Origin of the sequence: Lacticaseibacillus jixianensis (assembly GCF_003946485.1) — a bacterium.
Taxonomy (GTDB): domain Bacteria; phylum Bacillota; class Bacilli; order Lactobacillales; family Lactobacillaceae; genus Lacticaseibacillus; species Lacticaseibacillus jixianensis.
In genome coordinates, this window is sequence record NZ_RHOJ01000006.1 from 1 (window position 1) to 24,743 (window position 24,743).

30 protein-coding genes are annotated in these 24,743 nt (G+C 59.3%); 27 read left to right on the forward strand and 3 right to left on the reverse strand.

Annotated features, from left to right (window positions below; genetic code table 11):
* Positions 1-1,100, forward strand: a 1,100-nt coding sequence (locus EKM85_RS03950; protein WP_164510651.1) for a transposase, incomplete at its 5' end; no start/stop codon positions are given.
* Between the two features lie 57 nt (positions 1,101-1,157).
* Here EKM85_RS03950 and EKM85_RS03955 read toward each other — a convergent pair.
* Positions 1,158-1,493 carry a hypothetical protein gene (locus tag EKM85_RS03955; RefSeq protein WP_164510652.1) on the reverse strand — a complete coding sequence of 112 codons (336 nt, stop codon included), beginning with the start codon at positions 1,491-1,493 and terminating at the stop codon, positions 1,158-1,160.
* Between the two features lie 220 nt (positions 1,494-1,713).
* Between EKM85_RS03955 and rpsP the strand changes: the two genes are divergently transcribed.
* The 15 genes from rpsP (at position 1,714) to EKM85_RS04025 (ending at position 14,361) form a co-directional block, all read left to right on the forward strand.
* Positions 1,714-1,989: a 30S ribosomal protein S16 gene (gene rpsP, locus EKM85_RS03960; RefSeq protein WP_125584972.1), complete on the forward strand. Its 276-nt coding sequence runs from the start codon at positions 1,714-1,716 to the stop codon at positions 1,987-1,989.
* 10 nt (positions 1,990-1,999) lie between these two features.
* Entirely contained in the window at positions 2,000-2,254 is a 255-nt protein-coding gene (locus EKM85_RS03965) for a KH domain-containing protein (RefSeq protein WP_125584973.1), read from the forward strand.
* A gap of 170 nt (positions 2,255-2,424) precedes the next feature.
* Positions 2,425-2,943: a ribosome maturation factor RimM gene (rimM, locus tag EKM85_RS03970; protein WP_125584974.1), complete on the forward strand. Its 519-nt coding sequence runs from the start codon at positions 2,425-2,427 to the stop codon at positions 2,941-2,943.
* Positions 2,933-3,688, forward strand: coding sequence for a tRNA (guanosine(37)-N1)-methyltransferase TrmD (gene trmD, locus EKM85_RS03975; protein WP_125584975.1), 756 nt, complete (start codon positions 2,933-2,935; stop codon positions 3,686-3,688). Before rimM ends, trmD begins: the two co-directional genes overlap by 11 nt.
* A 425-nt stretch (positions 3,689-4,113) precedes the next feature.
* Positions 4,114-4,641 (forward strand): sigma-70 family RNA polymerase sigma factor, encoded by a 528-nt coding sequence (locus EKM85_RS03980; protein ID WP_164510653.1) that lies wholly within the window; start codon positions 4,114-4,116, stop codon positions 4,639-4,641.
* The gene (locus EKM85_RS03985; RefSeq protein ID WP_125584977.1) at positions 4,634-5,635 is read left to right on the forward strand and encodes a DUF4179 domain-containing protein; all 1,002 of its coding nucleotides are present in this window, start codon (positions 4,634-4,636) and stop codon (positions 5,633-5,635) included. Before EKM85_RS03980 ends, EKM85_RS03985 begins: the two co-directional genes overlap by 8 nt.
* A gap of 465 nt (positions 5,636-6,100) precedes the next feature.
* The gene (gene rplS / locus EKM85_RS03990; protein ID WP_125584978.1) at positions 6,101-6,448 is read left to right on the forward strand and encodes a 50S ribosomal protein L19; all 348 of its coding nucleotides are present in this window, start codon (positions 6,101-6,103) and stop codon (positions 6,446-6,448) included.
* A 53-nt stretch (positions 6,449-6,501) separates the two neighbouring features.
* Positions 6,502-6,672, forward strand: coding sequence for a hypothetical protein (locus EKM85_RS11430; protein WP_164510654.1), 171 nt, complete (start codon positions 6,502-6,504; stop codon positions 6,670-6,672).
* 11 nt (positions 6,673-6,683) lie between these two features.
* Entirely contained in the window at positions 6,684-6,929 is a 246-nt protein-coding gene (locus EKM85_RS03995) for a DUF896 domain-containing protein (protein ID WP_125584979.1), read from the forward strand.
* Positions 6,930-6,997: 68 nt separating this feature from the next.
* A complete protein-coding gene (locus tag EKM85_RS04000; RefSeq protein ID WP_164510655.1) occupies positions 6,998-7,219 on the forward strand; it encodes a YneF family protein in 222 nt (73 codons plus the stop codon).
* 157 nt (positions 7,220-7,376) lie between these two features.
* Positions 7,377-9,143, forward strand: a complete 1,767-nt coding sequence (locus EKM85_RS04005; protein ID WP_125584981.1) for an ABC transporter ATP-binding protein — start codon at positions 7,377-7,379, stop codon at positions 9,141-9,143.
* Positions 9,136-10,923 (forward strand): ABC transporter ATP-binding protein, encoded by a 1,788-nt coding sequence (locus EKM85_RS04010; protein WP_225418930.1) that lies wholly within the window; start codon positions 9,136-9,138, stop codon positions 10,921-10,923. Before EKM85_RS04005 ends, EKM85_RS04010 begins: the two co-directional genes overlap by 8 nt.
* A 500-nt stretch (positions 10,924-11,423) precedes the next feature.
* Complete coding sequence (gene alsS, locus EKM85_RS04015; RefSeq protein WP_125584982.1) at positions 11,424-13,088, forward strand: acetolactate synthase AlsS; 1,665 nt, start codon at positions 11,424-11,426, stop codon at positions 13,086-13,088.
* Between the two features lie 13 nt (positions 13,089-13,101).
* Positions 13,102-13,806 carry an acetolactate decarboxylase gene (budA, locus tag EKM85_RS04020; protein ID WP_125584983.1) on the forward strand — a complete coding sequence of 235 codons (705 nt, stop codon included), beginning with the start codon at positions 13,102-13,104 and terminating at the stop codon, positions 13,804-13,806.
* Positions 13,807-13,911: 105 nt separating this feature from the next.
* Positions 13,912-14,361 (forward strand): GNAT family N-acetyltransferase, encoded by a 450-nt coding sequence (locus tag EKM85_RS04025; protein WP_125584984.1) that lies wholly within the window; start codon positions 13,912-13,914, stop codon positions 14,359-14,361.
* 114 nt (positions 14,362-14,475) lie between these two features.
* Here the strand turns inward: EKM85_RS04025 and EKM85_RS04030 are convergent, their stop codons facing one another.
* Both EKM85_RS04030 and EKM85_RS04035 read right to left on the reverse strand, forming a co-directional pair.
* On the reverse strand, positions 14,476-15,858 hold the full coding sequence (locus EKM85_RS04030; RefSeq protein WP_125584985.1) for an amino acid permease: 1,383 nt from the start codon (positions 15,856-15,858) through the stop codon (positions 14,476-14,478).
* A complete protein-coding gene (locus EKM85_RS04035; RefSeq protein ID WP_125584986.1) occupies positions 15,855-16,508 on the reverse strand; it encodes a lysophospholipid acyltransferase family protein in 654 nt (217 codons plus the stop codon). The genes EKM85_RS04030 and EKM85_RS04035 overlap by 4 nt, the downstream gene beginning before the upstream one ends.
* 95 nt (positions 16,509-16,603) lie before the next feature.
* Here EKM85_RS04035 and EKM85_RS04040 point away from each other — a divergent pair, with 95 nt between their 5' ends.
* The 11 genes from EKM85_RS04040 (at position 16,604) to rseP (ending at position 24,741) form a co-directional block, all read left to right on the forward strand.
* On the forward strand, positions 16,604-17,344 hold the full coding sequence (locus tag EKM85_RS04040; RefSeq protein ID WP_125584987.1) for a tRNA1(Val) (adenine(37)-N6)-methyltransferase: 741 nt from the start codon (positions 16,604-16,606) through the stop codon (positions 17,342-17,344).
* Positions 17,337-17,621 (forward strand): GIY-YIG nuclease family protein, encoded by a 285-nt coding sequence (locus EKM85_RS04045; protein WP_125584988.1) that lies wholly within the window; start codon positions 17,337-17,339, stop codon positions 17,619-17,621. Before EKM85_RS04040 ends, EKM85_RS04045 begins: the two co-directional genes overlap by 8 nt.
* Positions 17,608-17,760, forward strand: coding sequence for a hypothetical protein (locus EKM85_RS11435; RefSeq protein ID WP_164510656.1), 153 nt, complete (start codon positions 17,608-17,610; stop codon positions 17,758-17,760). The genes EKM85_RS04045 and EKM85_RS11435 overlap by 14 nt, the downstream gene beginning before the upstream one ends.
* A 3-nt stretch (positions 17,761-17,763) precedes the next feature.
* On the forward strand, positions 17,764-18,087 hold the full coding sequence (locus EKM85_RS04050; protein ID WP_125584989.1) for a GNAT family N-acetyltransferase: 324 nt from the start codon (positions 17,764-17,766) through the stop codon (positions 18,085-18,087).
* A 188-nt stretch (positions 18,088-18,275) separates the two neighbouring features.
* On the forward strand, positions 18,276-19,076 hold the full coding sequence (gene rpsB, locus EKM85_RS04055) for a 30S ribosomal protein S2 (protein WP_125584990.1): 801 nt from the start codon (positions 18,276-18,278) through the stop codon (positions 19,074-19,076).
* A gap of 91 nt (positions 19,077-19,167) precedes the next feature.
* Complete coding sequence (gene tsf / locus EKM85_RS04060; RefSeq protein WP_125584991.1) at positions 19,168-20,043, forward strand: translation elongation factor Ts; 876 nt, start codon at positions 19,168-19,170, stop codon at positions 20,041-20,043.
* A 442-nt stretch (positions 20,044-20,485) separates the two neighbouring features.
* Positions 20,486-21,205, forward strand: coding sequence for a UMP kinase (gene pyrH, locus EKM85_RS04065; RefSeq protein WP_125584992.1), 720 nt, complete (start codon positions 20,486-20,488; stop codon positions 21,203-21,205).
* 2 nt (positions 21,206-21,207) lie between these two features.
* Positions 21,208-21,765, forward strand: coding sequence for a ribosome recycling factor (gene frr, locus EKM85_RS04070; RefSeq protein WP_125584993.1), 558 nt, complete (start codon positions 21,208-21,210; stop codon positions 21,763-21,765).
* A 151-nt stretch (positions 21,766-21,916) separates the two neighbouring features.
* A complete protein-coding gene (locus tag EKM85_RS04075; RefSeq protein WP_125584994.1) occupies positions 21,917-22,669 on the forward strand; it encodes an isoprenyl transferase in 753 nt (250 codons plus the stop codon).
* Between the two features lie 12 nt (positions 22,670-22,681).
* Entirely contained in the window at positions 22,682-23,476 is a 795-nt protein-coding gene (locus EKM85_RS04080; RefSeq protein ID WP_125584995.1) for a phosphatidate cytidylyltransferase, read from the forward strand.
* A 23-nt stretch (positions 23,477-23,499) separates the two neighbouring features.
* A complete protein-coding gene (rseP, locus tag EKM85_RS04085) occupies positions 23,500-24,741 on the forward strand; it encodes an RIP metalloprotease RseP (RefSeq protein WP_125584996.1) in 1,242 nt (413 codons plus the stop codon).
* The last annotated feature ends 2 nt before the right edge of the window (positions 24,742-24,743 follow it).

Genomic DNA, 24,743 nt, shown 5'->3' on the forward strand with positions numbered 1-24,743 from the left:
TCGCTGAACAATTAGATGCCAAGATTGCTCGTTTGGATCAGATTATCGAGACTGAAAAGGTCACCGTAGGCGGATCGCAGAACAAGCAGCTACGTCGTAAACTTAAGAAGTATACTCATCTCTTACATAATGATCTGATCGCACGTAAAGCTCGCTATCAAGACTCGCGCGCACTCTTTGGTGATCGTAATAGCTTTTCGAAGACAGACCATGATGCGACCTTCATGATGATGAAGGAAGATCCCATGAATAATGGTCAGACCAAGCCGGGATATAACTTGCAGATTGCCACTCAGAACCAGTTTGTTCTGTACTATGACGTCAATCAGAGACCAATGGATCAACGCACCTTAATACCCTTTTTGAAACAACTTGACCGCCATTTTCGCTTCGTGGTTGCGGACGCCGGATATGGTAGCGAGCCAAACTACGACTATATTACAAGCCAATATCACGCTGTCCCTTTGATCCCGTACACGATGTATCTAAAAGAACTGTCCAGGCGATACCGTAAGGACCCTACAAAGAGACAAAATTGGCAATATGATAAAACGCTTGATTGCTATATTGATGCCGACGGTGTCCAGTTCCGACGGAACAAAGAATACGACAGAACCAACAAACAAACCGGTACAATCCGTCACTTCATCAGCTATGAAGCCGTAGCGGATGAAGATCCTGAATTGGCCAAATTAGCACTGACCGAGAAGGGAAACCTAAGGCAGATTGCTGTTAACCCACACTGGGAAGCGCAGAAAGAAAGCATTCGTGCTCATCTGACAGATGAAGATCAGGCCATTCTCTACGCAACCCGTAAGATTGAAGTGGAACCAGTCTTTGGGAATATGAAGCACAATCTGACCTTCACTCGTTCTTCAGTACGTGGACTTGAGCCCGTTCGCCAAGAGCTCGGATTAACTTTAATGGCAGGAAATCTTCAAAAGCTGGCAATTCTGATAGAGGTCCATCCAGATCTGTTAAAGGGCCTGCTGACGTGGGGGTCTATTTGTCGTACCCTAAAAGTGAAAATAGCTACAAAAGTCGAAAAAAGCTCACTAGAAACAAAAAAACGACCGAACTATCCAGAAATATTCTGGTAGAACGGTCGGCCTTTTTTTGCAGCTTCGATTTATGTCTCAGCCACTTGCGGGGGTGGCCTACTGCATTAGGTAAAGGGCGAGCACGATGGCGTTGGCCACGCCGGTGAGCGTCGGGCCCACCGTTTTAAACGTGCTGATCCGCCGCCCGATCACGCCGTCGAACAGCTGCACGAAGGTCATGGCAACGGCGAGTGCGGTGAGGTACTCGGGACTGTGAAAGACCAGCAGGCCCAGCGCCGCGATGGCTAAGGCGGCGCTGCGGGAAAGCGCGTAACGGGCGTTGGTGGCTGCGGCGGTTTGACTACTGCGGGTTTGCCAGTAGGCTTGGGCGGCAAAGCCCAAGCTGACGGCGGTACTGATGGCGGTGATGATGGCGCAGAGTTGATACAACATGGTAAGACTCCCATCCGGTGCGATTTTGAACCAGCTTAACACATGCGCCGTGCAGGCAAAAGCGGGCGGCACGTTCATTCGCTGGTGTCGAAACCGGGGGCACGGTGACCCGGCGGCCTTTTCTCACCGCTATTTTGAGGATGTAAAGAAAAAACTCTTTACACGTCTAACATTCTTTGCTATGATTTTGAAGTTGAGAAATTTACAGGAGGTGTACTTAATGGCAGTAAAAATTCGTTTGAAGCGGATGGGTTCAAAGCGTAAGCCGTTCTACCGCGTTGTCGTTGCGGACTCTCGGTCCCCTCGCGACGGTCGGTTTATCGAATCCGTTGGCTACTACAACCCACTTTCCGACCCAGTTGATCTGAAGCTGGACGACGATGAGATTCTGGCATGGTTGCAGAAGGGCGCTCAGCCTTCCGACACAGTGCGCACACTGCTTGCCAACCACGGCATCATGCAGAAGTATCACGAAGCACGTTTCACCAAAAAGTAGGCGTTAATCAGTGGACATTACAGCCCTGATCAAAGCTATCGTGACGCCATTAGTCACACATCCAGACGCTATTGAAATCACGTCGCACGAAACGGCGGAGTACATGGCGTTCGACTTGCGCGTGGCCCCGGACGATGTCGGCCGGGTCATCGGCAAGGGCGGCCGGGTCGCGCAGGCGATCCGCACCATTGTCTATGCGGTCAAGTCACCGTACACCAAACGGGTGCGGCTGAACATTCTGGATGCCTCGCATTCAGAAGCGTAAAAAAGACCGGCAGATGCCGGTCTTTTTTGATAAGGTGCGGCGGGGCGACGTTCTTAGCCCGACAGTCAGCCTAGGCCTTGGTTTTGGCGCCGTACTGTGACGGCGAAGCCAAGGGCGTAGCTGGATGCTCGGGCGTTGGCGACCCAAAGCCCGATTAGACAGGAGGAAATATGGCAGAGTTATACACGGTGGGTAAGATCGTCAACACCCACGGCATTCGCGGCGAACTGAAGGTGCTACCGGTCACCGACTTTCCCGAGCAGCGCTTCGCTGCCGGCAGTCAGCTTGTGATCGAAGGCAAGCAGCATACGCCGGTGACGGTGCAGGCGGCGCGCAAGCAGAAGAACCTGTACCTGCTGAAGCTCAAGGAATACGACAACATCAATGACGTCGAACGCTTCAAGGGCTTAGACCTGGGCGTGGCCGAGGCGGATGTGCAGGCGCTTGAGGCCGGGGAGTACTACTACCACGACATTATCGGCCTGACCGTGATCGACCAAACCGGGGCGACGCTGGGTCAGGTGAGCGAGATCCTCAGCCCTGGCGCCAACGACGTCTGGGTGATCCCGCGGCCGGGCAAGCCGGACGTGCTCTTGCCGTTTTTAAAAAGTGTGGTGCAAAGCATCGACTTGGCCGCGAAGGTGGCCCACGTCGAGGTGCCGGAGGGGTTGATCGACGATGCGGATTGATGTGCTGAGCATTTTCCCTGACATGTTTGCGCCGCTGACCCAAAGCATGATCGGCAAGGCGCTGGATAAGGACCTGCTGGACTTTTCCGTCACCGATTTTCGCCAGTACTCCCACGACAAGCACCACCACGTCGATGACACCCCTTACGGCGGCGGGGCGGGGATGCTGCTGAAGCCGGAGCCGATTTTTGAGGCGATGGACGCCATCGATGCCGCTCACCGCGGCCCCAAGCGGGTGATCCTGCTGGACCCCGCGGGCAAGACCTTCAACCAGACCGAGGCCAAAAAGCTGGCGCAGGAAGACCACCTGGTGTTCATTTGCGGCCACTACGAAGGCTATGATGAGCGCATCCGCAGTCTGGTGACCGACGAGTACAGCCTGGGCGACTTCATCCTGACCGGCGGCGAGCTGCCGGCCATGGTGATGATCGACGCGGTGGCCCGCCTGCTGCCAGGGGTGCTCGGCAACGCCGAAAGCGCGCCGACGGACAGCTTCGAGAACAATCTGCTGGAGTACCCGGAGTACACCCGCCCGGCGAGCTACCGCGGCATGGACGTTCCGTTTGTGCTGCAAAACGGGGACCACGGCAAAATTGCCGACTGGCGGCTGAAGGAGTCCCTCCGCCGCACCCTGCAGCGCCGGCCCGACCTGCTGGAGCAGGCGGTGCTGGACAAAAAGGGAACCAAGCTGCTGCGCGAGGTCAAACGCGAGGTGCAGACCCAGCAAACTGACGAGCCGGATTAGGCGGCTTTGCGTTGGGCGGCTTAGTGCGCTCGGCGCGCCAAGCGTATCAACCGGTAACTTAGATGATAAACTGAGCGGTGAGTCGAAGACTTACCGCGTTTTTTTGTGTCAAGGTGCGCCGGCGGATGCTTTTAGCGGGACAGCTAGCCAAGCTCCAGGCATTGTCGGCGCACTGTGCCGGCGAGGCCTGGAGCGTAGCTAGATGCTCCCGCGTTGGCCGCCGGCGCCCGATTAGTCAAGGTGCGCTGGCGGACGCTTTTGGCGGGACAGCTAGCCGCCACGCATGTCACCCTGTACGCCATAAATGGCTGCAGGCTGATCATATCCCGGGGCGTTACGAACTCGGCACCCAGTTAGCCGCCAGATAATCGGTGAAACTTTTTGCGTGCGAGACGCCACTAATGGGCGGAAAGGGGGCAGGTGAGATGGCATTAACAGAAACGGAACTGGCGCTTGCGCAAGCGGCCATCGCCGGTGACCGTCAGGCGCTGAGCCAGCTCTTGCAGCGCCGCGGCGACTACCTTTACCGCACCGCCTACTTGTACGTCGGCACGCAGGCGGACGCCTTGGACGTGATCCAAGAAGCGACCACCAAGGCAGTGTCCGCCGTACGGCACCTGCGCGAGCCGGGCTATTTTTACACCTGGTTCACCCGCATTCTGATTCGCCAGGCGCAGGCGGTGTACGCGCGCCGGCAGCGCGAGACCAGTGTGGCCGCGGTGCCGGAGCGGGTGGCGCCGGCGACCGACCCGGTGGTCGCGCTGGACCTGGGGCAGGCACTCGCCAAGCTGGGCGCGAATTACCGGCAGGTCCTGGACCTGTTTTATTACCAGGACCTGTCGATCACGGACATCAGTGGGGTATTGGGCATTCCGGAGGCGACGGTGAAGACTCGGCTGCGGCGCGGCCGGGCGGCACTGCGCGACGTGTTAGGAGGGGATTACAATGGATGAACGACAAACGCGGGCCAAGGTCCACGAGATGATCGACGAGATCCCAGTGCCGACGGCGGCCGTGAACGCGGCCATTGGGCGAGGCGTTGCGGCGGCCGGCAAAAAGCGCCACTGGGGCAAGCGGCTGGTGCTGGCCGCGGCGGTCTTGGTGATCGGGACGGCCGGGGCAGCGGCCGTCAATCCGGCAGTCGGCCAGGCCGTCAGCAATGCCGCCTGGCTGGGCGAGTTCTACCTGCTGCACGGCGGGCAGAACCCGGCGCGGGCGTTTCACGTCAACGGCACCGCCACGGCCCTGGCCGAGCAGGTGACCTCGCACGGGCTGACGGTCCGGTTGGTTGAGGCCTATTACTCCGGGAAAGAAATTGGCATCACCGGTGAGGTCACCGGGATGACGCATGCGCAAATCTATAAAAACGGCGAAGACGAGCTGGGCCTAGACAATCAAATTACGCCACTGCCAGGCGTGGAGGCCGACTCACTTGATTTTGCGCCGACCAAAACCGGTTACCGCTTCACTGAAACGTATCGCATCACCCGGGCGAAAGCGCCGACAAGCGTTCGCCTGCCCATAACGATCACTCATATTAATGGGGTCCGGGGTGATTGGCGCTTTAAGCTCAATTTTCGGCAGAAGCCGGCGGTCACTCACGAGTTAAGTGGCAACTATACGCTCAGGCCTGGTGTGACCTTGGCGCCGCTGCAAGCTGTGAAATATAGTCAAGGGGCGGAGTTGCGCTTCAGCTTGAAGTTCGATCAGGAACAGTATCTTGATGCCGCCATCACCGACATCAGAGGGGCCGATGGCCACTCCTTGCTTGACCTCAGCAATGGCTTCGACACGAAGAACGGCGTTAATTCTTTGCCGCTGAAGCAATTACCCAATGCGGGTCAATCGTATCGAGTCCGCCTTGATTATCAGCTGAAGACTCAGAAACGGGGACACACAGTGGTGCGCGAGATTGTGCTTGTGCCCAAGGCAACTGGGGGCAAATAAGGATAAGGCAGCGAAACCGGCCGCTTGCTGATAGCTGAGGGCGGGATGGTATGATACGCTGTCAGGGTCGGTTTCCAGTCGCCTTAAGTTGCCAAATTAGGATTGTTCTCTAGTCGCATCAAGTCTGTCATGCCCCCGCCGAGGAGGAAAGAACTGTAGTGGCCGGGTGAGCAGGGTGAGGGGCGGAGGCGGAAGTGGCTCAGCAGTGAAAAAATTGTTGGCGGTTTACCGCCTACAATTTGCTCCGACTGAGAGACCGCGGTCTTTGCGGGCTCGAAGCGGTAGCCACTGCGTTCCAGCCACTTCCGCCGGAGCCCCTCACCCCCCGCATATCCCCCCCGGTGTCAACTTTTCTTCTTTACAGCCGCGGGCAGCTATGCTAGAATTACAACTTGTGATAACTCACATAACAACGATGTTCCGCTGGGCGGGATGCTTAAGAATGTCGACAAAGGAGCAGTTCTGATGAACCCATTAATTGCAGAAATTACCAAGTCCCAGCTGCGCACCGATATCCCAGACTTCCGGCCTGGGGACACGGTCCGCGTTCACGCGAAGATCGTCGAAGGCGACCGCGAACGTGTTCAGCTGTTTGAAGGCGTTGTGATCAAGCGCCGCGGCGTTGGCGTCAGCGCAACGTACACCGTTCGTAAGGTTTCCAACGGGGTCGGCGTTGAGCGGACGTTCCCGCTTCACACCCCACGTGTCGAGAAGATCGACGTTGTCCGCCACGGCCAAGTCCGTCGGGCAAAGCTTTACTACCTGCGGGCACTCCGTGGGAAGGCTGCGCGTATCAAAGAGAAGCGCCGTTAATCCGAGAAGGCCGCAGGTGCGGCCTTTTTTTATGCGCTGTGGAGAGAGAGAGAATGGATAAACTGATCACAGTCGTTTATTACCAACATGGCGAGACGGTGAGACTGATCAAGGCGTTCTCATCGGCAAAGCGGGCGGGCGAGTACCTGCGCATGATGCAGGAGGCACCCTTCCCCGGTGAGGAATCAGCCGGCTACCAGCAGACCGTCTTGCACTTGAACTAAGGGGTGAGCACATGGGACAACAGCCAAAAGCGCGGCTTGACCGCATTAACGAACTGGCCCACAAGGCCAAATCAGTGGGCCTGACGGACGCCGAAAAGGCAGAGCGCAAGGCCCTGCGGGAAGCCTACATCAAAGATTTCCGGGCCGGCTTTGCCGCTCAACTGGAAACCACCCAGTTCTTTGACAAGCAGGGCCACGAAATCACGCCGCAGAAACTGCGGGAGATCCAAAGAAAACGCGGCCTGCGTCAAGATTAGGCTTTCAATCAATGCAAGCGTTTTGTACAATGAGAGAGTTGAATCTCACATGAAGGGGGGAATCAGTGATGATGTTTGCAATCGGACTTATCGTCGGCTTGCTGGCCGGCGGTGCCGCCGGGTTCTTTGGGGCCCGTGCGTATATGAAGAAGTACTTCCAAGATAATCCTCCTGTTAATGAGGAAATGCTGCAGACCATGATGATGTCGATGGGGCAAAAGCCGTCGCAAAAGAAGCTCAACCAAATGATGGCGCAGATGAAACAGGCACAGAAGCGGTCGGCGAAATAGCTGCCGGCAAGGTTAACTTGGAAACGGTCCAGTCAACTGACTGGGGCGTTTTCTTTTTGCGCGCAGGCCCGTTTTTCTCACGAATTCACTTGCAAACTCTTATTGATTAATCATATAATCTTCAGACAGTGCGTTTTTTGAGGAGGGGCTGCTTGTAATGGGTATTTTTAGAAAATTGGGTTGGTACTTTAAGGCGGAACGCCGCCGTTACCTATTCGGGGTGTTGTTCCTACTGCTGGTGGCGCTGGTCAACCTGATCCCGCCAAAGGTGATCGGGAGCCTGATCGACCTGATGGATGGTCATCAGCTGACCGCCGAGCGCTTGGCCATCATGCTGGGGCTGCTGCTGTTCGCCGGGGTCGGTCAGTACGTCTTCCGCTACGGCTGGCGCACCGCCATTTGGGGCGGCGCGGCCAAGCTGGAAAAGACGCTGCGTTCGCGGCTGTTTTGGCACTTCATGAAGATGGATGCCACGTTCTACCAGCGTCACCGCACCGGGGACCTGATGGCCCACGCGACCAACGACCTCAACGCGATCCAAAACGTCGCGGGGGCCGGGATCTTGACCCTGTTTGATTCGCTGATCACCGGCTCCACGACCATCGTGGCCATGATCTTGTTTGTGGACTGGCGCCTCACGCTGCTGGCGATTCTGCCGATGCCGCTGCTGGCGGTCATGGCGCGCAAGCTCGGCATGCGGCTGCACCGGGAGTTCTCCCAGTCGCAGGCGGCCTTTTCGCGGCTGAACGACAAGACCCAGGAATCGATTTCCGGGATCAAGGTCATCAAGACGTTCGGCCAGGAAAAAGAGGACACGGCGGACTTCAACCGCATCGTTGACCGCACGATCCGGATCAACAAGCGAGTCAACTTCATTGATTCGCTGTTTGACCCGACCACCAGCCTGATCATGGGGATCACCTACATCATCACGATCATTTACGGCGGCCACCTCGTCATGACGTCAGCCATCACCATTGGCCAGCTGGTTTCGTTTGTGTCGTACGTCTCGGCACTGGTCTGGCCGATGTTCGCCATCGGCCGCCTGTTCAACGTCCTGGAGCGCGGGAACGCATCCTACGACCGCGTGGCCAGCCTGCTGAACGAAAAAAGTGCCATTATTGAGGCGCCAGACGCCATCACGACGCCGGCCCACGGTGAGCTGCGCTTTAAGATCAACAAGTTTAGCTACCCGGATGACGATCATGCCACGTTGATCAACGTCCACTTCACGCTGCCGGAAGGGGAGACCCTGGGCATCGTCGGCCGCGTTGGCGCCGGCAAGAGCACGATCTTCAAGCTGCTGCTGCGGGAATTCGACAACTACGACGGCGAGATCGACTTCGGCGGGCGCAACATTAAGGACTACACGCTGGACGCGCTGCTGGATTCGATCGGCTACGTGCCGCAGGATAACTTCCTGTTTTCGACCACCGTTGCCGACAACATTCGCTTCTCCTCGTTTGAAAAGCAGCAGGGGGAAGTCGAAGAGGCGGCGCGGGAAAGTGCTGTTCACAACGATATTCTCGACTTCACTGAGGGCTACGGCACGCTGGTGGGCGAGCGCGGGGTCAGTCTGTCAGGCGGGCAAAAGCAGCGCCTGGCGATCGCGCGGGCGGTCATCACGACCCCGGAGCTGCTGATCCTTGACGATTCGCTGTCCGCGGTCGACGCCAAAACCGAGGCGGAGATCCTTCACAACCTGCGCGACGTGCGGGCTAACAAGACGACGATCATCGCCGCCCAGCGGTTGAGCTCCGTCATGCACGCCAACCAGATCATTGTGCTGGCAGACGGCCACGTGATCGAGCGCGGCACGCACGCCGAGCTGCTTAAAGCCGGCGGGTGGTACGCCGAAATGTGGGCGAAGCAGGAGCTGCAAGGCGAGATTGAGACCAAGATTGAAGGTGAGACCCTTGGCTAACTATCAAAGTGCATGGTCTAAAAGCATTCCGGTTCGCGAGCAGGCGCATATTTTTGCTCGCCTGATGGGCTACACCAAGAAGTACTGGAAACAATTCTCAGGGGCGCTGCTCGGGGCCGCGCTTTTGGCGGGGATGAACATTGCCCTGCCGTACGTGCTGCAAGTCTTCATGGACCGCTACCTCAGCACTAAAAGTGCCACGACCCAGATCATTTTGATCTTCGCGGTGGTTTACGCCTTTGGGACGATCATGAAGGGCTTGTTCCAGTTCATGCAGAACTTTGCCTTTCAAATGGGCGCCGAGCGCGGCCTGGAAGACGTGCGGCGCGCGCTGTTCAAGAAGCTGCACACGCTGGGCATGCGCTACTTCGATCAGGTGCCGGCGGGCTCCATCGTCAGCCGGGTCACCAATGACACCATGACGCTGGCGGATTTTTGGAACGTCATTTTGTCCGTGATCGTCGGCATGTTCTCCGTCGTTTCCAGCTTCATTGCGATGTGGACGCTCAGCCCTCGCATCGCGCTGTACGTGCTGGCCTTCATGCCGCTGCTGCTGTTTGCCATCTGGTATTACAGTCAGTACAGCTCCAAGGTCTACCGCCACATGCGCGAGAAGCTGTCCGAGCTGAACACGAAGCTGAACGAGTCGATCGAAGGGATCGGGATCATCCAGCAGTTCCGCCAAGAGCAACGGATCACCAAGGAGTTCGAACGCACCAACGACGACTACCTAGAGACGCGCAACGCGATGATCAAAACCAATTCGCTGCTGCTGTCGCCGATCATCAACCTGCTGTATTCCCTCGGGCTGATCGTCGTGCTCTGGGCATTCGGCGTCATGTCAATGAAGACAGTTGTGGCGGCCGGGGTCGTGTACGCGTTCACCCAGTACGTCGGCAATTTCTTCAACCCGATGACCAACATGATGGATTCCCTGTCTTCCCTGCAGGATGGGATTGTTGCCGGGAGCCGGATCTTCCGGATCCTGGACGAAACCGAGTACGCGCCGGCGCAGAACCCGAACGCCAGCGCCACCATTACCAATGGGAAAATTGAGTTCCGCCACGTGTCGTTCGCCTACGATGGCAAGCACGACATTTTGCACGACATCAGTTTCGTCGCCAATCCTGGGGAAACGGTCGCCTTAGTTGGGCACACCGGCTCTGGGAAGAGCTCGATCATCAACGTGATGATGCGGTTCTACGAGTTCGGGCGCGGGGAGATCCTGATCGACGACAAGGACATTCGCGAGTACCCAATGCCTGAGCTGCGGCAAAAGCTGGGCTTGGTGCTGCAGGATTCCTTCATGTTCTACGGCGATATTTCTTCGAACATTCGCCTGTTCAATGAGAACATTTCTGACGAGCAGGTCGAAGCGGCCGCGAAGTTCGTGCAGGCTGACTCGTTCATCGAGAAGCTGCCCAAGAAGTATCACGCCCGGGTGATTGAAGGCGGGGCCCAGTTCTCCAGCGGGGAGCGGCAGCTGTTGTCGTTTGCCCGCACGATCGTCACCGACCCGAAGATCTTGGTGCTCGATGAGGCCACGGCCAACATTGACACCGAAACCGAGGCACTGATTCAAGAAGGGCTCAGGCGCTTGCGCAAAGGGCGCACGTCCATCGCGATCGCGCACCGGCTGTCGACCATTCAGGACGCCAATTTGATCCTGGTGCTGGATGCCGGCCGCATCATCGAGCGCGGCACGCACGAGGAGCTGCTGGCCAAGAAGGGCCGGTATTATGATATGTACGAGCTACAAAACGGCACGGTCGTGGAGTAGCAATGATGCCTTGCGGACGTGTCTGCGGGGCATTTTTTGCAAGGTGCGCAGGGTCGCCGGTCTTAGCCCGACAGTCAGCCTAGCCCTTGGTTTTGCCGCCGTACTTTGGCAGCGAAGCCAAGGGCGTAGCTGGATGCTCGGGCGTTGGCGACCCGGAGCCCAGTTAAGGTGCCCAGAGTTCGCGGTTTTAGCGGGGCAGCTAGCCGCTACGCATGTCAGCCCGTACGCCATAAATGGCTACGGGCGGATCATATCTCAAGCCATTGCCGCCGTACTTTGCCGGCGAGGCCTGGAGCGTCGCTAGCTGCTCAGGCGTTGGCGACCCGGAGCCCGATTAAAAATGGCCTTTTACGATACAGTAGCTAGTACGATACAGTAGCTAGTTTGGTATGGTACAGTGCCAAGCCGTAAACAAAACATTAACGAACATATTTCTTTTCAAACCGATACAGATATGATATTGTTTGAAACAGTCATTGAACGGAAAGGAAGTCTTCGCTATGTCTAAACGTTATGGGGCCGACCTCGTTGTGGAAAGCCTGATCAACCATCATGTTCCTTTTGTCTTCGGGATCCCGGGGGCCAAGATCGACCGGGTCTTTGACCGCCTGGCCCACCCGGTGGCGGCAGGCACGCCGGCCTTGATCGTCACCCGCCACGAGCAAAACGCGGCCTTCATGGCGGCAGCGGTGGGCCGGATGACCGGCGAGCCCGGCGTGGTGCTGACGACCTCTGGGCCCGGCGCGGCGAACCTCGCCACGGGTCTGGTCACCGCCACTGCGGAAGGTGATCCCGTGCTGGCTTTGTCCGGGCAGGTCCAGCGCAAAGACCTCCTGCGCTCGGCGCACCAAAGCATGCGCAACGCCGAGATGTTCGCGCCGATCACCAAGTACTCGGCCGAGGTGCAGGACGTTGATAACATCTCTGAGCTGATGGCTAACGCCTGGCGAACCGCGGCCAGCGGCAAGCAGGGCGCCAGCTTTGTCTCCATTCCCCAGGACGTCACGGATGCCGAAACGACTAAGCCCGCGGTGGCGCCGGCACGCAAGCCCAAGCTGGGACCGGCCGCCCCGATGGACATGGTCGACCTGGCCCGCCGGATCAAAGCCGCGGAGCTGCCCGTACTGCTTTTGGGGATGCGGGCTTCGGCCCAGGACGTCACCGATGCGGTGCGCGACCTCCTCAAGACGGCCGCACTGCCGGTCGTCGAGACTTTCCAGGGCGCCGGGATCGTCTCCCGCGACCAAGAGGACCGCTTCTTCGGCCGGGTCGGCCTGTTTCGCAATCAGCCCGGCGACCAGCTGCTGCAGCGCAGCGACCTGGTGATCGCGATCGGCTACGATCCGGTCGAGTACGAACCGCGCAACTGGAACGCGGACGGAAAGGCCCAGATCGTGGTCATTGATTCCCAGGAAAGTGAGCTTGATCAGCACTTCCAGCCGGTGGAGGAGCTGATCGGCGACATTTCGCAGACGCTGGAGCTGCTGATCCCGCAGGTGCGCGGGTACCGCGTTTTGCCGACGGCCGCCAAGTATCTGGCGACCCTCCAGGCGCAGCTGAAGCAAAATGACGTCCCGCCTGCTGCCAAAGGTCAGCGGGTGCACCCGCTGAGCATCGTGGCGGCCCTGCAGGCACGCGTCACCGACCAGATGACGGTCGCCGTCGACGTGGGCTCGCATTACATCTGGATGGCGCGCCACTTCCGCAGCTACCAGCCGCGGCGGTTGCTGTTTTCCAACGGCATGCAGACGCTGGGCGTGGCGCTGCCGTGGGCGATCGCGGCGACACTGGTGCGGCCGGGTGAAAAAGCCGTGTCGGTGTCCGGCGACGGCGGCTTCCTGTTTTCTGCCATGGAGCTGGAAACGGCGGTGCGGCTGCAGGCCAATCTGGTCCACATCATCTGGAACGACGGCTACTACGACATGGTCAAGTTCCAGGAAGAAATGAAGTACGGCCAGGCCGCGGGCGTCTCGTTTGGCCCCGTGGATTTCGTCAAGTACGCCGAAAGCTTTGGCGCCAAGGGGCTGCGCGTTGAGCGGCCCGAGCAGCTGGGGGCCGTCTTGGACGAGGCGTTTAACACTGAAGGACCGGTGATCGTCGATATTCCGGTCGACTACAGCGATAACCCGAAGCTCGGCGAAGCGATGCTTGCCGATCAGTTCTAAGGAGGCGGCAGTCATGAATCCGAATCTCTTGTATCAACACGGCACGCTGGGGGCGCTGGTGCCCGGCCTGCTTAACGGCACGCAGCCGCTCGGCGAACTCTTGGCGCACGGCAATTTTGGCATCGGTACGCTGACGGGCCTGGATGGCGAGCTGATCATCCTGGCCGGGGTGGTGTATCAGGTCCAGGCCAGCGGCCAGGTGCGGGTCATTGAGACCGGCGCCGTGCCGTTTGCCAATGTTCATTGGGCGGCGTTTCAGGCTGCTCGCCCGGTTGCAGCGCCGGATGCGCCAGCGGCGGAGGCGGCCATACTGAAGCAAGTCGGCTCGCGGAATTTGTTCGCGGCGATCAGGTGGCACGGCCGCTTTGCGCAAGTGGTGACCCGCGCAGTCAAGAAGCAGACGCGGCCGTATCCCGGGCTTGCCCAAACGGCTGCAGATCAAGCGGTGTTCACGCGGGACGGCGCGGTCGGCACCCTAATGGGCTACTGGTCGCCCCAGCTTTACGCAGGGATGGCCTCGCCGGGGTTTCACCTGCATTTTCTCAGCGATGACCACAACTTCGGCGGCCACGTGCTGAGCTTTGCCGGGGTCGCCGGTGAGCTGGCCGTGCAGCGGTTCAGCGACGTGCAGTTGCACTTGCCGGCTAGCGATTCGGAGTTTTTGGCCGCCGACCTCGATGGCGACTTGTTGGGGGATATCACCAAAGCTGAGCACTAAAATCACTCCCGCTGGAACAAAGCGGGAGTTTTTAAGTCGCCAGGCTGGCATCTGCGGGCGGTTTTGGGTATAAGTGAGGTAATCAAAGTTCAGGAGGCGAAGCGGATGATTCGAAGTGCAACGCTGGCTGACCTGCCAGCAGTCGTGACGCTATTTCATGCCTACTACAAGACGAGCACGGTGCCGCACGAGTTTGACGACGCGGAGATGACGGCCTTTTTGAAGGGGCGCCTGACCACTGGGCAAGCCGGGCTGCTGCTTGCGGAAAATGCTGGGCAGCCAGTGGGGTTTGCGCTGCTTTACCTGACGCACAACACACGCGACTTGGCGCCGCAGCTGATCGTGGGCGACTTGTTCGTGCGGGCGGATTGCCGGCGCCACGGGCTGGCCCGCCAGCTGATGGCGGAGAGCTTCGCGTGGGGGCGGCAGCACGGGGCCAAGCACGTGAGCTGGCAGACGCGCGAGACCAACACCGCGGCCCAGCCGCTGTATGACCAAATCGGGGCCCGCGAAACCGGGTGGGTGCATTACGAGCATGACTTAGGCGCACAATAATCGGGCGGCGGACTCACGCCACCCGGGCGGCTCAAAGACCGTCGCCACTTAAAAAGCGCTCACCCGCCATGGGTGAGCGTTTTTAGCGGTGCCGGCAGTGTGACTGGCTACGGCTTATTTGCCGTGGCGAAAGCCGTAGCTGAAGTAGATGATCAGGCCGATGCCAAACCAGACCAGGCTCATCAGCCAGGTCTCTTGCGGCAGCTGACTCATCAGCAGCAGGCAGAACAGAAACGAGAGCAGCGGCACGACCGGGTAGCCGGGCACCTTGAACCCGGGGTTATTGATTTGCTCGTGCCGGCGAAGCGGCAGAATCCCTAGACTGACGATGGCAAAAGCGATCAGCGTGCCGATGTTGACCAAATTGACTAGCTGTGTCAACGGCACCAGCCCGCCCATGACGGCGATGATCGTCGTCACGGCAACCAAGGCGTGGCGCGGCAGCTGGCGTTGCACTTGGCCGAACCAGCCGGGCAGCAGGCCGTCGCGGCCGATCGCGTAAACGAGCCGGGAGCTGGAGTAGATCATGGTGACCATCATCGTGAACATCCCGGCCAAAGCACCAATGGCGATGATGCCGGCCAGCTGCGGCTGGTGGATGAAGATCAGGGCGAACGACACCGGATCAGCCACGTCCAGGTGGGTGAACTTCACCATCCCGGTTAGCACGATCGCCACCAGGACGTACAACACCGTGGCGATGATCAGCGTGCCGATGATCCCGCGCGGCAGCGTTTTTTGCGGGTGCTTGACCTCCGGCGCGCTGGCGGAAACGGCGTCAAAGCCGAGGTAGGCGAAGAAGACGAGCGACGCCCCGGCCAGCACGCCCTTGACGCCAAACGGCAGGAAGGGGTGCCAGTTGATCGGCTTGATGTAAAACGCGCCGACCACCACGAAGATCCCGATGATGAGCAGCTTGACGAGGACCATCGCCCGGTTGACCGCCATCGAGGTGGTCATGCCGCGCGTCAGCATGAAGCCGACCAGCAGCACAACCAGGACGGCGATCAGGTTGACGTAGGTGCCGTGAGCGGGGTCAAAGGCGCCGCTGAGCGCGCGGGGAATCCGCAGGCCAAAACCGCTGAGCAGGCTGGCAAAGTACGCAGAGAAGCTGGTCGACACGGCGGCGACGGCGAGCATGTACTCCAGAATCAGGGCCCAGCCGATGATCCAGCCGACCAGCTGGCCAAAGACGATGCTGCCATAAGCGTAGGCCGAGCCCGCCACGGGCAGGGCGGAGGCAAACTCGGCGTAGCACATCGCGGCCAGCGAGCAGACCACTGCCGCCAAAATAAAAGCCAGCGTGATGGCTGGCCCACTGGTGGTAGCGGCAACCGTGCCCGGCAGGATGAAGATGCCGGTGCCGATGACGGCGCCGATGCCCAAGGCGATGAGGTCGCGCGTGGTCAGGGTCCGCGCCAGCTGGTGATCCGCATTCAGCGTGGTTTGCACGTCAGGTTTGCGGGTGAGGCGCTGCCAAACTGTTGGCTGCTTCATTTGACCTTGCCTGCCTCCTTTTCCTTCAGGTACTTCTTTTGGTCGGGCACGTACTTGAACGTGGGGTCGATCGCCTTGTCGATGGCATCAAACGACCGCTGCATCTGCTCGCCGATCTGTGCGGTCAGCGCGTCGGTCACGCGCCCGGCCGGTACGGTGATCGGGTCGCCGAAGCGCACGGTGATGCGCTTGCGCAGAAAAATGTGGGAGAACTTGACCGGGCCTTGATAAACGGCCGGCACGATCGGCACCTTTGCCAGCTTGGCGATCAAAACGGCGCCGCCCTTAAGCTGCTCGGTGTAGCGGGAGCCGGACGGGAAAATCATGACGGCCAGCTTGCCTTCCTTGAGTGTCCGCACCGGGATCTTGATGGCGCTGGGGCCGGGATTGGCCCGATTGACCCCAAAGGCGTTGGCATGATCGAGGATCCAGCGTAAAATGGGATTCTTGAAGAGCTCTTCTTTCGCCATGAACGAGAACTTGCGGGGGCTGCCCGCCAGTGCGAAAAAGATGGGGTCCCACCAAGTGCGGTGCGGGCCGACCAGCACGTACGGGCCGTCAGGCAGCGCCTCTTTGTTCTCGTAGTGCGTGTTGCCGTTGATCAGCAGGACGAGCAGGCGCACGACCCAGCGGATGAATGAATAAAACATTGATTGTTTTCCTTTCATCAAATAGCCGCTCTCGGCTTGAAATATTGTTCGATAAATTATACCACAAACGCATACGGCGTTAAGCAGGAGGCCCCATGGCAGAAGTCGCATTACAACCAGATGAACGCATCGACGTCCTGCAGGGCGCAGGCATTCGGATCATCCAAAGCGCCAGCGTGTTCGCCTTCTCGCTGGACGCGGTGCTGCTGGCCGCGTTTGCCCAAGTCAAAAGGACCAGCCGGGTGGTGGACCTGGCGGCGGGCAACGGGGCCGTGGGGCTGTTTGTCGCGCGGCGGACGCAAAAGCCGGTGACCCTGATCGAGCTGCAGCCGCGGCTGGCCGACATGGCGGCGCGCAGTGTGCGCCTGAACGACTTGACCAACGTCGACGTCCACACCGCGGACTTGAAAAATGCCGCCGCGATCGTGCCGAAGGATTCAGTTGACGTGGTGACCTGCAACCCGCCGTACTTCAAGGTGACGCCAGCGTCTAAAACTAATCCCAACGACCACCTGGCGCTGGCCCGCCACGAGCTGACCACCAATTTTCAGACCGTGTGCGAGACGACGGCCGGCCTGCTCAAGTACCAGGGCAAGGCCTTCTTCGTTCACCGGCCGGACCGGCTGGCAGAGCTGCTCGCCACGATGGCGGAAGCCGACCTGGCGCCCAAACGCGTGCGCTTCATTCACCCCAAGGCGGACCGCGAGGCCAACATGGTGCTGCTGGAGGGCATCCGCTCGGGCAAGCCGGCGGGGATGCGGATCCTGCCGCCGCTGGTGGTGTACGGCGCAGACGGGCAGTACGGGGAAGAGGTGCAACACTTAATGTATGGCTAATTATTTCTTTTACGTGCTGCTGTGCGCCGACGGGACGTTTTACGGCGGCTACTCGACGGACGTGGCCGCCCGGGTCGCGACGCACAATGCCGGCAAGGGCGCCAAGTACACGAAAACGCGGCGGCCCGTGCGCCTGCTTTATGCCGAGGGGTTTGAAGAAGAGCACGATGCGCTTTCGGCCGAGTGGCACTTCAAGCACCAAAGCCGCGCGGCCAAGGAGGCGTTTTTAGCCGCACACGACGTTCAGTGGGAGGACGCAGACCATGGCCACACTTGAAATTGTGCCGGTGACTGCAGAAAATGCATCCGATGCGATCGCGCTGACGGTCGGGCCGGACCAGCGGCAGATGATCGAGCCCAATGCCCAATCGCTTGCGGAAGCGAAACACGACCGGCGCTTTGATTGGCATCCCTAGCTCTTGGTCGCCGATCAACTTCCGGTCGGGTTTGCGATGATCGGCGCCTACAATCAGGCAGAGCGCTACATCTGGCTGGACCGGTTGATGATCGCCACGCCGTATCAGCGCCAGGGCCTGGGCGGCCGGTTTCTGGAGCTGCTCAAGGCCTTCATTATTCGCAAGTGGGGCGTCCAGGACATCGTGCTCAGCTACGATCAGGCCAATGTCGGCGCAGCGCGCTTATACCAGGCGCATGGGTTCGTCCCCGTGGAAATGACGGACAACGGGGACCCGATGGCGGTCTACCACGTTGCACAGGGGAAAAGGCCGCATCGGCAGGTGTGACGGCGGGCGCGGTGGTAGCAGACTTTTACCGAATTAAGTTGCACACCGGCGGCTTTCTCTGTATAATCTTTTAAGTGTGAAAAACACACAACCCACATCAGGGGAAGATCGTTGGGCCGGTGCTTCGGGAGAAGTGGCCTGGCGAGTGGAGGCCCCTGAGAGGAATAAAACCATATGGAGGACTACTCATGACTGTATTAAGCATGAAGCAACTGCTTGAAGCTGGTGTCCACTTCGGTCACCAGACCCGGCGCTGGAACCCGAAGATGAAGCCATTCATCTTCACGGAACGTAACGGGATCTACATCATCGACCTGCAAAAGACGGTCAAGATGATCGACGACGCCTACAACTTCGTCAAGGAAGAAGCCGCAGATAACGGCATTTTCCTGTTCGTCGGCACCAAGAAGCAGGCCCAAGACGCCATCGCTGAAGAAGCGACCCGCGCCGGCCAGTTCTACGTCAACCACCGCTGGCTTGGCGGCACGCTGACCAACTGGAACACCATCCAGACCCGGATCAAGCGCCTCAAGGACATCAAGAAGATGGCCACCGATGGCACCTTCGACAAGCTGCCGAAGAAGGAAGTTTCCCTGCTCAAGAAGCAGCAGGCCAAGCTTAAGAAGTTCCTCGGCGGGATCGAAGACATGCCTCGCATCCCAGACGTGATCTTCATCGTTGACCCACGCAAGGAAAAGATCGCCGTTCAGGAAGCACAAAAGCTGAACATCCCGATCGTTGCGATGGTCGACACCAACTCCGACCCTGACGACATTGACGTCATCATTCCTTCGAACGATGACGCGATCCGTGCCGTTCGTTTGATCACCGCCACCATGGCTGATGCGATCATCGAAGGCAAGCAGGGCGAGGACCAGGCCGAAGACGTGCCTGCTGACCAGCAGCCAGCAGATGACGCCCCGAAGGCCGACTCGATCGAAGACATTGTGAACGCCGTTGAAGGCGACAACAAGTCCGACGCCGAATAATTAAATCGTCAGTTAGACTCAGCCGTCTGTGCTTTGCAGCAAATGCAGGCGCAGGCGGCTTTTTTAAGAAAAAATCCTAGGAGGACTACACATGGCTATTACCGCAAAGCAAGTCAAGGAACTGCGCGACCGCACTCAGGTCGGGATGATGGACGCCAAGAAGGCGCTGGTTGCTGCCGATGGCGACATGGACAAGGCAATCGACGTTCTGCGTGAAAAGGGTCTGGCCAAGGCGGCCAAGAAGGCGGGCAACATCGCTGCCGAAGGACTGACCGCCATCACGATCGACGGCAACGCCGCGGCGATCATCGAGGTCAACTCCGAAACGGACTTCGTGGCGTCTAACGACAAGTTCCAGAACTTTGTGAACGGCGCGGCCAAGGCGATCGCGGCCGGTCAGCCAACCGACATGGAGGCGGCTCTGAAGCTTGACGTTGATGGCCAGACCATCGACGAAGCAGCCAAGGCGTTGACAGCGGTGATCGGCGAAAAGATCGACCTGCGCCGGTTCGAAGTCGTGGCCAAGACGGACAGTGAGCACTTCGGCGCTTACCTGCACAACGGCGGCCAGGTCGCAGCGCTCGTGACCATTGACGGCGGCGACGACGAGACGGCCCACGACATTGCGATGCACGTCGCAGCGATCAACCCGCAGTACCTGGACCGCACGCAGGTCCCGGCCGACGAGCTGAAGAAGCAAACCGACCTGTTCACCAAGGAAACGCTGGATGAAGGCAAGCCGGAAAAGATCGTGCCGCGCATCGTGGAGGGCCGCGTCAACAAGTGGCTGTCTGAGATCTCACTGGTCGACCAGGAATTCGTCAAGGACTCCGACAAGACTGTTGCCGAGTACGCCAAGAGCAAGGGCGCTACGGTCAAAGGCTTCGTGCGTTACGAAGTCGGCGAAGGCATTGAGAAGAAGCAAGATAACTTCGTTGATGAAGTAATGGGCCAGATCAAAGACTAATGGTGCCAAAAGGGTCACGCGGGGCGTGGCTCTTTTTTTGCAAGGTGCGGCGGCTGGCGTACTTAGCGGGACAGGTAGCCTAGCCCTAGCCATTGCCGGTGTTCTTTGCCGGCGAGGGCTAGGGCGTAGCTAGCTGCTCCCGCGTTGCCAGCCCGCCGCCCGATTAAGACCTCGAAGCCCAGTTAGAGCAAGGTGTGCATCAGTCGCGCATTTGGAAGACAGCCCGCCGCTGCACCTGTTACCCGCTCCGCCGCAAGCGGCGCCAGGCTGATCATCGCTGTCAGCCCGGCCGCCGTTTTTCCAAATGGCGGGCACCTGCCTCGACCCGGCCCATTGCCCTGCCCACCGGGCCGGTCAAGATTTTCTTAATCGCGCCGGGCTTCAGGCATGGCGTCAGGGAATATGGTAAACTAGTACCAGCAATTAAGAAGGGACAACACTCATGATCAAATACAAACGCATTGTACTGAAAGTTTCCGGCGAGGCGCTTGGCGGGAAGAACGGCTTCGGCATTCAGCCGCCGGTGATCAAGCTGATCGCCGACCAGATCAAGCAGGTCCACGAAATGGGCGTGCAGATCGCGATCGTCTGCGGCGGCGGGAACATCTGGCGCGGCGAAACCGGCGCGGCCATGGGCATGGAGCGGGCGCAAGCGGACTACATGGGAATGCTGGCCACCGTGATGAACGGGTTGGCCCTGCAGGACAGCCTGGAGAATCTCGGGGTGCCGACGCGGGTGCAGACCAGTATCGAAATGCGGCAGATCGCTGAACCTTACATTCGGCGCAAGGCGGTGCGCCACCTTGAAAAGGGCCGCGTCGTGATTTTTGCTGGCGGCACGGGGAACCCGTACTTCAGCACGGACACCACGGCGGCGCTGCGCGCGGCAGAAATCGGGGCCGATGCGATCCTGATGGCCAAAAATGGCGTTGATGGTGTTTACTCGGCTGATCCGAACAAGGATGCAAGCGCGACGAAGTTCGATCACCTCAGCCACATGGACATTATCACCAAGGGCCTGAACGTGATGGATTCGACGGCCAGCACGCTGTCGATGGACAATGACATTCCGCTGGTCGTGTTTAACTTGAACGACCCGGACAACATCAAGAAGGTCGTTGAAGGCGAGCACATTGGCACAACGATCCAAGGAAAGGAATAATTATGGCCAACGCAATTATTGATGACGCCAAGGCGTCAATGAAGAAGTCCGAGGACGCACTCCGCCGCCAGCTCGGGACGATCCGGGCCGGCCGCGCCAACGCCAGCCTGCTCAATCGCATTGAGGTCGAGTACTACGGGACGCAGACGCCGCTTAACCAAATCGCGGCGATCACCGTGCCGGAAGCGCGGGTCCTGCTGGTGACGCCGTACGACAAGTCGAGCCTGAAGGACATTGAAGCGGCGCTGAACGCCTCAGATTTGGGCATCAACCCGGCCAACGACGGCAACGCGATCCGGCTGGTCGTGCCGCAGTTGACCGGTGAGCGGCGGGCTGAGATCGCCAAGGAAGTCGGCAAGTATCAGGAAGAAGCCAAGATCGCGATCCGCAACATTCGCCGCGACGCCCTCGACAAGCTGAAGAAGCAGGAGAAGGCCGGCGACATCACCGAGGATGATTTACACCGCGGTGAAAAGGACGTCCAAAAGGTGACGGATGACTCCTCGAAGCACATTGATGCCATCGCAGCGGAGAAGGAAGAAGAAATCAAGGAAGGCTAACTTCCTGGGCCCGCGTCACTGGCGCGGGCTTTTTACCGGTTGTGGGGCAAGCGCTTGGCGTTAGGCCCAGCAGTGGGTCTGGTGGGCGCAGCCTTGCTGTTGCCCGCTGCGTTTTTCTGCTACAATACGATGAGATGTGACTTGCTTCACGATGGAGGATGAACTGTTGCCAAATCAAGCACTTGATCCCGCGCGGATCCCGGCCCACGTTGCCATCATTATGGATGGCAACGGCCGCTGGGCCAAGGCGCGGCATTTACCGCGCGTGGCGGGGCATAAACAAGGCATGGAAGTGGTCAAGACCATCACTAAGGCGGCGAGCCGCCTGGGGGTGAAGGCCTTGACTTTGTATGCCTTTTCGACCGAGAACTGGAAACGGCCCACCAGTGAGGTGTCCTACCTCATGCGCCTGCCGGTCGACTTTTTCGGCACGTTCATGCCTGAGCTGATCGAAGAAAACGTCCGCGTGCAGGTCATGGGGGAGCTGGCCGCGCTGCCGGCCAAAACGCGCAAGGCCGCGGAAGACGCGATGGCCGATACCGCCCAGAACACTGGCATGATCCTGAACTTCGCGCTGAATTACGGCGCGCGCGACGAGCTGATTCAGGCGGCGCGGGCGATGGCGCAAGAGGCTAAAGCCGGGGCCCTTGAGCCGGCAGCGATCGACGACCAAGTCTTCGCTGACCACCTGATGACCCACCGGCTGGGGGCCCTGGCCGATCCGGACCTGCTGATCCGCAGCAGCGGCGAGGAGCGGCTGTCCAACTTCTTGCTGTGGCAGCTGGCATACTCGGAGCTGGTGTTCACGAAGACCTACTGGCCCGATTTCACGCCGCAGGTCTTAGAAGATTGCATTGCCCAGTACCAGGCGCGTGATCGGCGCTTCGGCGGACTGGCTAAATAGTGGAGGGATAGTATGAAACAACGAATCATCACCGCAGTCGTCGCCCTGGCGATCTTCATTCCCATCCTGATCCTTGGGGGCTTTTGGATCGACCTCGCAGCTTGCGTGCTGGCGGTCGTTGCGATGTCTGAGATCTTCATCATGCGCAAGAAGATCATCGTGTCGCTTGATTTCCTGCTTGCGGCGCTGGGCGTGTTGGCGGTCACCGTACCGGACAGCTGGCTGCGCTGGCTGCCGGCGTACCTGTCGCGCCTAGACGTTATCTACGCGGTGGTGGTCCTGCTGCTGCTGAGCACCGTCGCCAGCAAGAATCGCACGACCTATGACGACGTGGCGGTCACGGCACTGTCGCTGTTTTACATCGGCACCGGCTTCCACTACTTCGTCATGCTGCGCAACGACCCCAACGGCGGGCTCGACACCTTGCTGTTCGCCATGCTGATCGTCTGGCTGACCGATTCAGGTGCCTACTTCTGCGGCCGCGCGTTCGGTAAGCACAAGCTGTGGCCAGCCATCAGCCCTAACAAAACTTGGGAGGGCAGCCTCGGCGGGAACGCCACGGCGCTGATTTTTGCCGCGATTTACCTGCACTTCTTCCCGCAGGCCTACCCGTTTTGGCCGATGATGGGCATCGCCTTGGTCCTGTCGATCGTGGGGTCGCTCGGCGATCTGATCGAATCGGCCCTCAAGCGCTATTACGGCGTGAAGGACTCGGGCCGCATTCTGCCGGGGCACGGCGGCATTCTCGACCGGTTTGACAGTATGCTGCTGGTGATGCCGATGATCCACTTCTTTGGCATTCTGTAGGCCAGGCGCGGTAAGGAGCGGTTATGACAACAATAATTGAATTTCTGATCGTTTTCGTCATCCTGGTCTTGGTGCACGAGTTCGGCCATTTTATCTTTGCTAAGTGGTCCGGGATCCTGGTGCGTGAGTTCTCTATCGGCATGGGCCCCAAGCTGGTGGCCTGGCACCGCAACCACACGACCTACACGCTGCGGCTATTGCCGCTGGGCGGCTACGTGCGCATGGCGGGCTGGCAGGACGAAGACGACGAGATCAAGCCGGGCACCATGCTGGCCATCGAAGTGAACGATCAAGGGGTCGTTAAGCGGGTCAATTTGTCGAGCAAAACGACGCTGCAAGGCGGCATCCCGGTGCAGGTCGACCGCGTCGATCTGCAGCATGACCTCGTGGTGGTCGGGTATGAAAACGGCGATGAATCTGAGCTGAAGACGTGGCCCGTGGACCACGACGCGACGATCATCGAGGAGGACGGCACAGAGGTGATCATTGCCCCGGATGACGTACAGTTCCAAAACGCCAAGCTCTGGAAGCGGATGCTGGTGAACTTCGCCGGCCCGATGAACAATTTTCTGCTGGCCATTGTGGTCTTCATCGGCCTGGGCCTGTTCAACGGGGTCGCCGTCACCAACACCAACCAGATCGGGCAGGTGCAGCCGAATTCGCCGGCCGCCGTTGCGGGGCTCAAGGCTGACTCGCACATTCAAACCATTGGCGGCGCCAAAATCAGCTCGTTTACCGACATTCAAAAGGCCGTGGCCCAGTACAAGGGTCGCGAGGCGACCGTGGTGGCCACCCGCAATGGCACCACGCAGCACCTGACCATGCGGCCGACCAGTGACGGGACCATTGGGGTGTATGCCAAGACCACCAAGAATCCGGTGGCTGCGGTCGGTTTTGGCCTGACCACAACCTGGACTTACGCGACGATGATTTTTCACGCCCTGGGCCAGATGATCTCCGGCCACTTCTCGCTGAACCAGCTGGCCGGGCCGGTCGGGATCTACACCATGACCGCCAGTGCCGCTAAGGCCGGAATGTTGAGCCTGATTTCATTTCTGGGCGGGCTGTCCGTCAACTTGGGGATCATGAACCTGATCCCGATCCCGATCTTGGACGGCGGCAAGCTCTTACTCAACCTGCTGGAAGCCATTCGGCGCAAGCCGCTTAAGCAGGAGCACGAAGGCATGATCACGCTAATCGGCGCAGGGGTGATGTTCGCCCTGATCATCGCCGTGACCATCAACGATATTATGCGCAGTTTTTAACT